Raw genomic sequence first — 12,973 nt, 5'->3', positions numbered from 1 at the left:
TCAGGCGCTGGCATCCACCATGCCGTGACGCACCGCGAGCAGTGTCAACTCGACGTCGCTGCTGATCGAAAGCTTCTCGAAAATGCGATAGCGGTAGGTATTCACGGTTTTCGGCGACAGGCACAACTTGTCGGAAATGATCTGGACCTTCTGGCAACCGACAATCATCAACGCAATCTGGATTTCCCGCTCGGACAACGCATCGAACGGCGAATCATTGGTGGGCTGGAATGATTTGATTGCCAACTGCTGAGCGATCTGCGGACTGATGTAACGCTGCCCGGCGAAGACCAGACGAATGGCCTGAACCATTTCCGGCAGACCCGCGCCCTTGGTCAGGTAACCAGCCGCCCCGGCCTGCAGCAAACGCGTCGGGAAAGGGTCTTCCTCGCACACCGTAACGGCAACCACCTTGATGTCCGGGTGGCTGCGCAGCAGCTTCCGCGTGGCTTCGAGGCCGCCAATGCCGGGCATCTTGACGTCCATGAGCACTACGTCAGGCTTCAATTCACGGGCCTTGATCAGGGACTCTTCACCTGACTCGGCCTGACCCACCACCTGCAGGCCATCGATATCGGCCAGCATTCGTGTAATGCCTGTGCGAACGAGATCATGGTCGTCGACCACTAGCACCCTAATCAAGCAGACACCTCGCGATATGGTCTTATTGGGATGCCGGACACCTTAGCAAAAAGTGCCAGACAGACCTAGCGGAAAGCCGCATTTAAAAAGTTTCAATTCATCATTCAGGGCTTGCCGGCTGTGGGTTTCAGAGCACAGCTGTACTCAAATCGAGCTGCATCCTGAGGAAACACTCATCCCTGCCCACGATGCGCAGTCCTTTGCGTGCATACAGTTCTTGCGCCCGGTTATTGTCAAACACTGTCAGTCGCAGTGCCGGTCGTCTTGCCTGACGAGCCATTTCGGTAACTTGACCAATGGCCCAGGAACCGGCGCCCTGCCCTTGCCAGAGATGATCAATCTGCAATTCGCGTATGTACAGCGCCCGCGCATCCTGGCTCAGACTGAAAAAACCGATCGCCAGTTCATCCTGGAGGATCATCCAGTTGTCACGATACTGCCAGCCTGCGTCGAACGCCTCGTCCTGCCACAACAGGTCGTGGTCAATGTAATAGCGCAGCATGTTGCGACAGGTCAGATCCCGCGCAAAAGCAAGATCATCACGGGTGGCATGCCGGATTCGATAACTCATTCAGCTTTCTCCATGACTGCAAAGTTGCCCTTCACCCGCATGGTTTGCCAGTGATAGGCGTTTCGAGCGGCGGGCAATAGCATTTTCTGATTGCTGATGCGTATCAGCGTCGAGTAAGCTCGGCGCATTCAACGGAGACAGCACATGTTCAACACCCTTCCACAGTCTTGCACCACCAGCGCCCTGCGCTCGGTCGCGGCTGCCCGGGTGAATCACACTTGCGCTCCTGACAATTTTTATTTTGGGTATTGGTTTAGCCACTGGCGCGCCTGATACCCAAACGGCGCCCATGATAACGGGTCGCCTACCAGAGATTTCTCAACCCCCGGTCGGCCTCCCGACCGGGGGTTTTGTTTTTTCAGGCCCATCACTTTCAGCGACATACCACATTTCGAGGATTACACCATGAACCACGCCACTTATTACCGTTACGACAGCTTTAGCGCCTGGCGATTTACCAGCCTCCGCTCGGGACAGCCTGCCGCCTCCGATCGGTCACCCATAGGTGGCAAACACACATGCCTAGCCAGTACGGCCATTTGTCGAACACCCCAGTAGGGCCGAGTGCGCGGGAAAAACCCGCCATCCGCCCAGGAAGACCGAACATGAACTCTTCAGTTTCCGCTTTGCCGCTGTCCACAATCGATTCTGCCAACGAAGCGCTGACTCTGCGTCTGCCCAGCTCGTTGCAGCTCAAACAGCAATTGCCGCTCAGCCATTCCCTGCATCAACAGGTCAACACTCATCGCCAGGCGGTGCGCGCCATCCTTGACGGTGAAGACCCACGCCTGCTGGTCATCGTTGGCCCCTGCTCTATCCATGACCCGCAATCAGCGATTGAGTACGCCAGCAAACTCGCTCGTCTGGCCGAAGATGTCAGCAGTGAAATGCTGCTGGTCATGCGCGCCTACGTCGAAAAGCCGCGTACGACGGTCGGCTGGAAAGGGCTAGCCTACGATCCGCATCTGGACGGCACTGACGACATGGCTACCGGCCTGACGCTGTCGCGCGAACTGATGCTGGAAATGATCCAGCTCGGACTACCGGTCGCTACGGAACTCCTGCAACCCATGGCCGCCAGCTACTTTGATGACCTGCTGAGCTGGGTGGCCATTGGAGCCCGCACCACCGAGTCGCAGATCCACCGCGAAATGGCCAGTGGCTTGAACATGCCGGTGGGCTTCAAGAACGGCACCGACGGCGGCGCCGCCATTGCTGTCGACGCCATGCGCTCGGCAGCCCATGCGCATCGGCACTTCGGTGTGGACAGCCAAGGGCATCCGGCGATCGTGCAGACAGCTGGCAACGCTGATACCCACATCGTGCTACGCGGAGGCCATCAAGGGCCGAACTACGATGCAACCAGCGTAGCCAACATCAGCGCCGAGCTCAGCCGACTGAAGATCCCCAACCGGATCATGGTCGATTGCAGCCATGCCAACAGCGGCAAGGATCCCCTGCGCCAGCCAGCCGTGTTCAACGAGGTGCTTGAACAACGCCTGCGTGGCAACCACTCGCTGATCGGCGCGATGCTGGAATCTCATCTGTTCGAAGGCTGCCAGCCGCTGAGCACCTCTCTACGCTACGGCGTATCGATCACTGATGGCTGCCTCGGCTTTGACGCAACGGAACAGTTGCTGACCGACGCCGCACGGCGCCTCGCTAACGCCAGGGCCTGATCGCAGATCGCCCTCCCGTTCCATACGAAGCGCGGAGGGCTGACCTTCCCCAGGTTATGCCACTATGCTGATCCGCCTCACGGCAGATTGCTGACTGGTATCGTCCAGACGTTCGATGGTGTAGGCAATCTCCACCGTCGTGCCGTGGTGCTCGCGCCAGAACCGATGGGGAACAATGAAACTCACCGGTTGCCCGGCCGTCTCCCGAGTGATTTCAAGATCATCGCGATGACTGAAAAAATCACCATCGCACTTGAGATAGACCAACTCGTCTTCCTGCACCAGCGGGTCTTCAATCAGAATGGAAACCCCCTCTATCGAGTCCTTCACCGACAGCACATCATCGATCGCCCCAACAATATCCGGCGCGGCCAGTTCAGCACGCACTGCCGGCCCAATGAAAACCGTCGCAGGCTCCGAGGTTCGGATGGCTCCACAGCGTTGTTCAACACGGTAGGCGACCACCACCTCGCCACCACGATGCGCTTCGACGTAGCTGGCCGGCACCCAGAAGGACAGGCTTTGCGCGACGGCGCAGGCCTCGACCTTCAACGAGTCGGTGAATATTTCAGGCGAAGCATCTCCATGCCACGACAGCATGATCCGGTCGCCCGCTGACATCCGAGCGTAAGGCTGCAGGGTCACCAGGGTGCCTTCGACCACTCGCGACGGCTCCAGCGCTCCGTTTACCGAGCCTTCTATTTGCGGCGCCAACAGATGCGGTCCAACGTCCCCGACAGACAGTTGCAGGCGAGCAGATTCCACTGCCTTGGGCGCGGACGCACTTTGCAGTGTCCAGTAAACCTCCAGCGAGCCCCCGTCCAGCGCAGCGACATGCATCGCCTTGATGACGAAGATGACGTCTTTGCCAACCTGGACCTGGCTGATGAATCGAACACTCTCGTATTGATAGGCAAAGCCTTCGATATCCAGCCCCTCCCAAGACAGCACGATCTGATCGCCGCAGCTCATGTTGGCATAAGGGGAAATGCGAACGATGGCCTTGGCCAGCGAAGGATCCAACACGCTCCCTTGGAGCCCGTCAATCGTTGGCGCGACCAGAGGTTCGATAGACACTTCGGCAACCATCGGCTGGCGCATCCGCCAGCAAAACTCGATTTCATGGCTATTCATTTTCGCTTCCACTCCCTGGAAAACGTGCCGCCCCGAATGACGACACTGACATCTACATTGAGGACCTCTTTGAACGTTCCGGATGTCAGCCGAATCCACCGCGACAACGGCGTAACCGCTACTCGCAAAGTAGGCAACAGCAGAGGTCACGCGGTTATGCCGACAAACGACCCACTGAACTTCCGATTCGGATTTCACAGCTCTCCGAAATTTCGTACGCCTCGTAGTCCATTTTCAAACGCAATGTGAAGCCTCTTCGTACTTCTTCAACGGGATGAGTGTTTTAGAGTGGCCCGGTGATTTCCCGATGAACTTCTACGAAAAAGGTAAGAACATGCAACCGAATGCTACAACTCGTTATCCCATCCTGTTGGTCCACGGTCTGTTCGGGTTCGAGCATATCGGTCATTTCGAGCTGTTCCATGACGTCAAGTCCGCGCTGAAAACGGCCGGATGTCGATTGTTTGTTCCACACCTTTCGGCCACCCACGACAATGAAATGAGGGGCGAGCAACTGCTGTCACAGATTGCTTGCGTGCTGCGAGGCACAGGCGCGAAGAAAGTCAACCTCATAGGACACAGTCAGGGCGCACTCGCTGCGCGCTATGCCGCGGCGCTTGCGCCAAACGTCGTCGCTTCGGTCACCTCCGTCAGTGGCCCGAACCACGGCTCGGAGCTCGCCGACTTCCTGCGCAGGGCACTGATTCCAGGCAAGCTTCCCGAAGCCGTCGCACAGAATGTCGCAACGCACTTCGCCGACTTACTGTCGCTACTGAGCGGCAGCGCGACATTGCCGCAGAATGCGTTAGCCGCACTCAACGCATTGACCACGGTCGGCGTCGGTCAATTCAATGACAAATTTCCCCAGGGACTGCCGCAAACCTGGGGCGGGCATGGTCCTGAGCAAGTCAACGGCGTGCGCTACTACTCGTGGAGCGGGGTTGTTGCGCAATCCACGTTGCCAGTGCTGGATCCGGTTCAAGCAACCTGCCGGGTCCTGTCGCAATATTTCACCACCGAACCCCAGCAGAATGATGGTTTCGTCGGACGCTTCAGTAGCCATCTCGGCCAAGTGATCCGCTCCGATTACCCAATGGATCATTTGGCCAGCCTGCGGCGGAGCGCGGGCACAAAAGCGCGCTCGCCGGATCCGATCGACCTGTACGTCGAACATGCCCAGCGTCTGCAAGCGGCGGATCTATGAATCGGGCAAGGAACGCAGAATGGAACTTTGCCGAGAATTCGCCGACTGATTCCGGTACGCTCCACCTTTTATTGAAACAGTTCGGAGAATTCCCCATGGCCAAAGCCACTGCCCGCCACATCCTGGTTTCCAGCGAAGACAAGTGCAACGAACTCAAGGCTCAGATCGAAGCCGGCGCCGATTTCGCTGAAGTCGCCAAAGCCAACTCCACCTGCCCGTCCAGCCGTCAGGGCGGCGATCTGGGCTCGTTCGGTCCAGGCCAGATGGTCAAGGAATTCGACACCGTGGTATTCAGCGCGCCGATCAACGTCGTGCAAGGCCCGGTAAAAACCCAGTTCGGTTATCACCTGCTGGAAGTCACCAGCCGTCAGGACTGATTCGTCGTCCGATTGCTGACAACGGCCCGCCTTCTGGTGGGCCGTTGTGTTTCAGTTACACATACGGCTGGCGAGTGGCGCGCGGGTCGCGTACAACTTGCGCTTATCGATTTTGCGTTCCAAGGCTGACGATGCGACTGGTTTTTCCCACACTGATGCTCACCGCCCTCGCCTTTCTCATTGGCGCCGCTGGCGTGAACGCTGCCCCGCAACACGCACTGACCGTTTACGGCGAACCGGCCAAATACCCCGCCGGTTTCAGCCATTTCGACTACACCAATCCGCAAGCGCCGAAGGGCGGGACGATGCGGCGCTCGGCCATCGAGATCGGCCACTTCGACCATTTGCTGCCTTATATAGACAAAGGCATCGGCGTGACGCAGATCGACGGCCTGCTGTACTCGCCGCTGGCCCAACGCTCGCTGGACGAGCCTTACACCGTCTATGGTCTGGTTGCGCAGAAGATGGAACGTTCGGACGACGGTCTTTCGCTACGTTTCTTCATCAACCCGAAGGCGCGCTTTGCCGATGGCAAACCGATTACCGCCGAAGACGTGCGCTACACCTACAACCTGCTGATGACCCAGGGCAGCCTGCGTTATCGCACCCAGTTCGCCGACGTCAAAGGCGTCGAAATCGAGGCACCGCTGACCGTGCGCTTCGACTTCAAAAGTAACGAAAACCGAACTTTGCCGCTGGACATCGCGACCTTGCCGGTATTCCCCGAACACTGGTGGAAGAGCCGTGATTTCGCCAGCGGCGGTGGTTATGAACCGCCGCTGGGCAGTGGGCCGTACCGGGTTGGCAAGGTCGACTCCGGGCGCAGTATCACGTTCGAACGCAATGGCGACTGGTGGGGCAAGGACCTGCCGGTCAGCCGCGGCCTGTACAACTTCGACCATTTCAGCATCGAGTACTTCGGCGACACCGATGTCGCCCGCCAGGTGCTGCGTGGTGGCGCCTATGACTACAACCGCGAGTTTTCCGCGACCGGCTACTCGATCGGCTACGACAGCCCTGCCCTCAGCGATGGCCGTTTGCAGAAGGCCCACCTCGCCACTGAAGCGCCGCAATCGGCCCAGGGTTTCGTGTTCAACCTGCAAAAGCCGATGTTCCAGGACCGCCGCGTGCGCCAGGCACTGGCGATGCTCTGGGATTTCGAATGGAGCAACCGGCAGATGATGCGTAACGTCTATATCCGCCAGCAGAGTTACTTCTCCAACACCGACCTCGCCGCCCGACAGTTGCCCGACGCACAGGAACTGAAAATCCTTGAACCACTGCGCGATCAGATTCCCGAAGAAGTGTTCACTGAAGTCTTCGAAGCGCCGAAGACCGATGGCAGCGGCATCATCCGTGACAAGCAGTTGCAAGCCCTGCAACTGCTCGAGCAGGCCGGCTGGAAACCGGATGGCGACCAGTTGGTCAACAGCGCCGGCGAACCGCTGAGCTTCACTTTTCTGGTCAGCCAGAATGGAATGGACCGCCTGCTGTTGCCTTACAAGCGCACGCTGGAACAGATCGGCATCGAGCTCAATATTCGCCGCATCGACTCCTCGCAATACGTCAATCGCCTGATGAGTCGCGACTACGACATGATCGTCACCGGCTATCCCGTTACCACTTCTCCGGGCGGCGAGTTGCTCAACTACTTCGGCTCGGCAGCGGCCAACGATCCGGGCGCGAACAATTACATGGTGCTGAAAAATCCGGCAGTCGACACTTTGATCAACGGCCTGATCCGCGCCTCGACCCAATCAGACATGCTGCATTACGCCCATGCGCTGGACCGGGTGCTGCAATGGAACTACTACTGGATTCCCAACTATTACCCGCCGGGCACCTCGACCGTCTGGTGGAACCGCTTCGGCATTCCAACGGTGCAGGCGAGCAACGACGAAGCCATCGAGAGCTGGTGGGAAATCAGCCGCACGCCGCTGACCAATCAGCAAATGACCGCCGAGAAAATCAGTCGCAGCAGACCCGGAGGGCCGCACTGATGTGGGGTTACATACTGCGGCGCCTGCTGCTGATCATTCCGACGCTGGTGATCATCCTGCTGGTCAATTTCGTGATCATTCAGGCCGCGCCCGGCGGACCAGTGGAACAGGCCATCGCCCACCTGCAAGGCATTGGCGGCGCCAGTGTCGGCGGCGGTGCCAGCGAGACCTCGAGCACTGCCTCGCGCGCCAGCCGTGGCCTCGATCCGCAGCTGATCAAGGACATCGAAAAGCAGTATGGCTTCGACAAACCGGCCCACGAGCGTCTGTGGCTGATGCTGAAGAATTACGCGCAACTGGACTTCGGCAAGAGCTTCTTCCGTGGCGCGACAGTCACCGACCTGATTCTGGAAAAAATGCCGGTGACCATTTCGCTCGGGCTGTGGGCGACGCTGATCACCTATCTCGTGTCGATCCCGCTGGGCATCCGCAAGGCTGTGCACCACGGCAGCCATTTCGATATCTGGAGCAGCACGGCGATCATCATCGGTTACGCCATGCCGGCGTTTCTGTTCGCGATGTTCCTGATCGTCGTATTCGCCGGCGGCACTTCGCTCAACTGGTTTCCGGTGCGCGGGCTGGTGTCGGACAACTTCGAATCGCTGTCGACACTGGGCAAGATTGCCGATTACTTCTGGCATCTGGTGCTGCCGGTCACGGCGCTGGTGATCGGTGGATTCGCGACGCTGACGATCCTTACAAAAAACTCGTTCCTCAATGAAATCACCCGACAGTACGTAGTGACGGCCCGCGCCAAAGGCTTGAGCGAACGCCGCGTGCTGTACGGACACGTGTTTCGCAACGCCATGCTGTTGGTGGTCTCGGGGATACCTCAGGCGTTCATCAGTGTGTTCTTCGCCGGCTCGCTGCTGATCGAAGTGATCTTCTCCCTCGATGGCCTTGGGCGCATGAGTTACGAAGCAGCGGTATCGCGGGATTATCCAGTGGTGTTCGGTTCACTGTTCATCTTCACCCTGTTCGGCCTGCTGATAAAACTGATCGGCGACCTGTGCTACACCCTGGTCGACCCGCGTATCGACTTCGCCGCGAGGAATGCCTGATGTTCAAGCTCTCGCCTTTGGGTCGTCGCCGTTTCGAACGTTTCAAGAAAAACCGTCGTGGCTGGTGGTCGCTGTGGCTGTTCATCGGCCTGTTCATCCTGACGCTGGGTGGCGAGTTGATCGCCAACGACAAACCGTTGATGGTCAGTTATCAGGGCCAGTGGTACTTCCCGGTGTTCAAGCGCCATACCGAACAGGAGTTCGGCGGGCAACTGCCGTTTCAGGCCGATTATCGCAGCGAGTACGTGCAGAATCTGATACGCAAGGACGGTGGCTGGTTGCTGTTCCCGCCGATTCCGTTCAGCGACGACACCCCCAACTATGACCTGAACAAACCGGCGCCAAGTCCCCCGACTTCGGTGAACTGGCTGGGCACCGACGATCAGGCACGCGATGTGCTGGCGCGGGTCATCTTTGGCGCTCGGGTGTCGATTCTGTTTGCCTTGATGCTGACATTTGTCAGTGCGCTGATCGGTATCGCCGCCGGCGCGTTGCAGGGGTATTACGGTGGCTGGGTCGACCTGCTTGGACAACGCGTGCTGGAAGTCTGGTCGGGGCTGCCGGTGTTGTATCTGCTGATCATCCTCTCCGGTTTCGTCGAGCCGAATTTCTGGTGGCTGCTGGGGATCATGGCGCTGTTTTCCTGGTTGGCGCTGGTGGACGTGGTGCGCGCCGAGTTCCTGCGCGGGCGCAATCTGGAATACGTCAAAGCCGCACGTGCCCTGGGCCTGACTGACCGCAAGGTGATCTTCCGGCACATTCTGCCCAACGCAATGAACGCGACGCTGAGTTACCTGCCGTTCATTCTGACCGGAGCGATTTCGACGCTGACCGCGCTGGATTTCCTCGGCTTCGGCATGCCGGCCGGCAGCGCTTCGCTGGGTGAACTGATCGGTCAGGGCAAGCAGAACCTGCAAGCACCGTGGCTCGGGTTGACCGCGTTCTTTACCCTGGCGCTGATCCTCTCCTTGTTGGTATTCATCGGCGAAGCGTTACGTGACGCTTTTGACCCTCGATCCTGAAGCGTGACCATGACTGAAAACCTGATTGAAATCCGCCACCTCAATGTCGCCTTCCATGGTCAGACTGTGGTGCGTGACCTGTGCCTGGATATCCGCCCCGGTGAGTGCCTGGCTCTGGTGGGCGAATCGGGCTCGGGGAAATCGGTGACCGCGCATTCGATCCTGCAACTGCTGCCTGAGAGCGAGGCGCAAACCCGTGGCAGCATCCGCTATCGCGGGCAGGAACTGCTCGGTGCTGATCCGAAGGTCTTGCGAGAACTGCGCGGCAATCGTATCGCCATGATCTTTCAGGAGCCGATGACTTCGCTCAATCCGCTGCACACCATCGAAAAGCAGATCGGCGAAACTCTGTTGCTGCACCGCGGCCTCGGCGGCAAGCAAGCGCAGCAGCGCATTCTCGAATTGCTCGGGCTGGTCGGCATCCAGAAACCCAAGGAACGCTTGAAAGCCTATCCGCACCAACTCTCTGGCGGGCAACGGCAACGGGTGATGATCGCCATGGCCCTGGCCTGCGAACCGGAGTTGTTGATTGCCGACGAGCCGACAACGGCACTGGACGTCACCGTGCAACGCAAGATTCTCTTGCTGCTCAAGTCCCTGCAACATCGGCTCGGCATGTCGCTGCTGCTGATCAGTCACGATCTCAATCTGGTGCGCAGCATCGCGCAGCGGGTGTGTGTGATGAAGGCTGGCGAGATCGTCGAGCAGGCACCCTGCGAAACCCTGTTCACCGAACCCAAACACCCTTACAGCTGCGTGCTGTTGAACGCTGAGCCGGAAGGTGAAGCCCTGCCCCGTGACGAACGTGAAAATGTACTGGAAGTCGCTGACTTGCGCGTCAATTTCCAGGTCAGCGGCGGGCTGTTCAGGCGCAAGCAGTATCTGCGCGCTGTCGATGGCATCAGCCTGAATATCCAGCGCGGCAAGACCTTGGGCATTGTTGGCGAGTCCGGTTCGGGCAAGTCGACGCTGGGTCAGGCGATCCTGCGCTTGCTGGATTCCGAGGGCAGCATTCGCTTTCAGGGCGAAGCGCTGGACGGCCTCAATCAAAAGCAATTGCGCCCGTGGCGGCGGCAGATGCAGGTGGTGTTTCAGGACCCGTTTGGCAGCCTGAGCCCGCGCATGTCGGTGGCACAGATCATCAGCGAAGGTCTGGAAGTGCATTGCGAGTCGACCGCTAATGAATGTGATGAGCAAGTGATTCGCGTGCTCAAGGAAGTCGGCCTCGACCCGGAAAGCCGCCATCGCTACCCGCATGAATTTTCCGGCGGCCAACGCCAGCGCATTGCCATCGCCCGGGCCTTGGTGCTGAAACCGGCGCTGATCCTGCTCGATGAACCGACCTCGGCCCTCGATCGCACCGTGCAGAAACAAGTGGTCGCCCTGCTCCGTGATCTGCAGGAGAAATACGGTTTGACCTACCTGTTTATCAGTCATGATCTGGCGGTGGTGCGCGCGCTGGCGCATGACATGATCGTGATCAAGGACGGTCAGGTGGTCGAGCGTGGTGCCAGTCACGACGTGTTTGACAACCCGCAGCATCCCTACACCAAAGAGCTGCTGGCGGCGGCGCATCCGGGGTAGGTTTTTTTCTGCTAATTCGCGGCGCGGCATTCGCGAGCAGGCTTGCTCCCACATTTGAATGCAGGCCCCTGTGGGAGCGAGCCTGCTCGCGAACGGGCCGTCACTGGCAACAAACAATCAGGACCAGCCTCCATGAACACCACCGAAAGCCTCAAGGACTACCAACGAGTCCGCACTCTGGCGATCCGTTCGCTGTTCGAGATCATCGAGCAATCCAGTGAAGGCACGGTGATTGTCGATCGCGATGCGAACATCGTCTGGATGAACGAACGCTATGCCCGGCGCTTTGGTCTCGAATCGGCGGCAGGCGCTATCGGCAAGCCTTGCGAAAGCGTGATCCCCGGCAGCCTGCTGCGCGAGGTGGTGCGCACCGGTCGGCCGATTCTGCTGGACATGCAGGACACCCCAAAGGAACCGCTGGTGGTGATGCGCCTGCCGATCCACGACGATGCCGGCAGCGTGATCGGCGCCATCGGTTTTGCCCTGTTCGACGAGTTGCGCACGCTGTCGCCGATGCTCAAGCGTTACCTGAGCATGCAGGAGGAACTGGCCTCGACCCGCTCACTGCTGCGTGCGCGGCAGACCAAATACAACTTCGCCCATTTCATCGGTACCAGCGCCGCCAGCCTTGAAGTCAAACGACGTGCGCGACGAAGCGCCAGCGCTGATTCGCCCGTGTTGCTGCTGGGAGAAACCGGCACTGGCAAAGAGCTACTCGCACAAGCCATTCACAGCGCTTCGCCACGTGCACACAAAGCCTTCGTCAGCATCAACAGCGCGGCAATTCCAGAGGCGCTGCTGGAAGCCGAATTTTTCGGCACGGCACCCGGCGCCTTCACCGGCGCTGACCGCAAGGGCCGCACCGGTAAATTACAAATCGCTCAGGGCGGCACGCTGTTTCTCGACGAGATCGGCGATATGCCGCTACCGCTGCAAAGCAAACTGTTGCGCGTGTTGCAGGAAAAGGAGTTCGAGCCGGTCGGCTCCAATGAAGTGATTCAGAGCGATGTGCGGGTAATCGCCGCGACGTCGACGGATTTGCAGGCAGCGATCAAGCGCGGCGAATTTCGCGCCGATTTGTACTACCGCCTCAATGTGCTGCCGATCCAGGTGCCGCCGCTGCGCGAACGTCTCGATGATCTGCCGGCGCTGAGCGAGGCGATTCTCGAAGAACTGCGCAGCCAGCATGAACTGCACCGCGATGCGCTGGCGCTGTTGGGCCAGCATGCCTGGCCGGGCAACATCCGTGAGTTGCGCAATGTGTTGGAGCGGGCGGCGTTGCTCAGTGATGACCTCATGCTGACCGAGCAGGATATTCGCGGGGCGATTGGCACGTTTACTCCCGTTGCGCGGACGTCCGAGCCGAGCACGCACGCATCGGCTCGGGAGACATTCGCGCAGGCGCGGGCGCGCTTTGATCGGCAGTTGATCGAATCGACCCTGGCGCAATGCGCGGGGAAGGTACCGGAGGCTGCGGTTCGGCTGGGTCTGGGGCGGTCGACGCTGTACAAGAAAATGGCTGCGCTGGGGATTGCCGAGTCTACATAAAGAGATATCGAATCTCTGTATGAAGACAAAACAAAAGCTTCGCGAGCAGGCTCGCTCCCACAGGGGAATGCATGTCAAATGTGGGAGCGAGCCTGCTCGCGAAGGCTCCGGCCCATTCAAAGAAAATCTCAACTAAGAGACAAAAACAGCT

General features: G+C 59.1%; 11 protein-coding genes. 8 read left to right on the top strand and 3 right to left on the bottom strand.

The features are described from left to right. A complete protein-coding gene (gene uvrY, locus CKW30_RS02715) occupies positions 1-642 on the bottom strand; it encodes a UvrY/SirA/GacA family response regulator transcription factor (RefSeq protein WP_024012761.1) in 642 nt (213 codons plus the stop codon). A 127-nt stretch (positions 643-769) separates the two neighbouring features. Continuing rightward, positions 770-1,213 (bottom strand): N-acetyltransferase, encoded by a 444-nt coding sequence (locus CKW30_RS02710; RefSeq protein ID WP_095179769.1) that lies wholly within the window; start codon positions 1,211-1,213, stop codon positions 770-772. 605 nt (positions 1,214-1,818) lie between these two features. Between CKW30_RS02710 and CKW30_RS02705 the strand changes: the two genes are divergently transcribed. Then, on the top strand, positions 1,819-2,892 hold the full coding sequence (locus tag CKW30_RS02705; protein WP_095179767.1) for a 3-deoxy-7-phosphoheptulonate synthase: 1,074 nt from the start codon (positions 1,819-1,821) through the stop codon (positions 2,890-2,892). A gap of 54 nt (positions 2,893-2,946) precedes the next feature. Here the strand turns inward: CKW30_RS02705 and CKW30_RS02700 are convergent, their stop codons facing one another. Then, positions 2,947-4,026: a hypothetical protein gene (locus CKW30_RS02700; protein ID WP_095179766.1), complete on the bottom strand. Its 1,080-nt coding sequence runs from the start codon at positions 4,024-4,026 to the stop codon at positions 2,947-2,949. A 334-nt stretch (positions 4,027-4,360) separates the two neighbouring features. Here CKW30_RS02700 and CKW30_RS02695 point away from each other — a divergent pair, with 334 nt between their 5' ends. From CKW30_RS02695 to CKW30_RS02665, 7 genes are all read left to right on the top strand, one after another. Then, positions 4,361-5,230, top strand: coding sequence for a triacylglycerol lipase (locus CKW30_RS02695; RefSeq protein ID WP_095180294.1), 870 nt, complete (start codon positions 4,361-4,363; stop codon positions 5,228-5,230). Between the two features lie 95 nt (positions 5,231-5,325). After that, positions 5,326-5,607 (top strand): peptidylprolyl isomerase, encoded by a 282-nt coding sequence (locus tag CKW30_RS02690; protein ID WP_041478733.1) that lies wholly within the window; start codon positions 5,326-5,328, stop codon positions 5,605-5,607. A gap of 131 nt (positions 5,608-5,738) precedes the next feature. Continuing rightward, a complete protein-coding gene (locus tag CKW30_RS02685) occupies positions 5,739-7,607 on the top strand; it encodes an extracellular solute-binding protein (protein WP_095179764.1) in 1,869 nt (622 codons plus the stop codon). Then, positions 7,607-8,668, top strand: coding sequence for a microcin C ABC transporter permease YejB (locus tag CKW30_RS02680; protein ID WP_041478731.1), 1,062 nt, complete (start codon positions 7,607-7,609; stop codon positions 8,666-8,668). The genes CKW30_RS02685 and CKW30_RS02680 overlap by 1 nt, the downstream gene beginning before the upstream one ends. Next, positions 8,668-9,690: an ABC transporter permease gene (locus tag CKW30_RS02675; protein WP_041478730.1), complete on the top strand. Its 1,023-nt coding sequence runs from the start codon at positions 8,668-8,670 to the stop codon at positions 9,688-9,690. Before CKW30_RS02680 ends, CKW30_RS02675 begins: the two co-directional genes overlap by 1 nt. 9 nt (positions 9,691-9,699) lie before the next feature. Then, a complete protein-coding gene (locus CKW30_RS02670) occupies positions 9,700-11,274 on the top strand; it encodes an ABC transporter ATP-binding protein (RefSeq protein ID WP_095179762.1) in 1,575 nt (524 codons plus the stop codon). Positions 11,275-11,406: 132 nt separating this feature from the next. Continuing rightward, positions 11,407-12,822, top strand: coding sequence for a sigma-54-dependent Fis family transcriptional regulator (locus tag CKW30_RS02665; RefSeq protein WP_056785262.1), 1,416 nt, complete (start codon positions 11,407-11,409; stop codon positions 12,820-12,822). The last annotated feature ends 151 nt before the right edge of the window (positions 12,823-12,973 follow it).

Source organism: Pseudomonas sp. Irchel 3F6 (assembly GCF_900187595.1).
GTDB classification, from domain to species: domain Bacteria; phylum Pseudomonadota; class Gammaproteobacteria; order Pseudomonadales; family Pseudomonadaceae; genus Aquipseudomonas; species Aquipseudomonas siliginis.
Note: the sequence above shows the minus strand (reverse complement) of the source record. Positions and strands in the feature narration are given on the sequence as shown.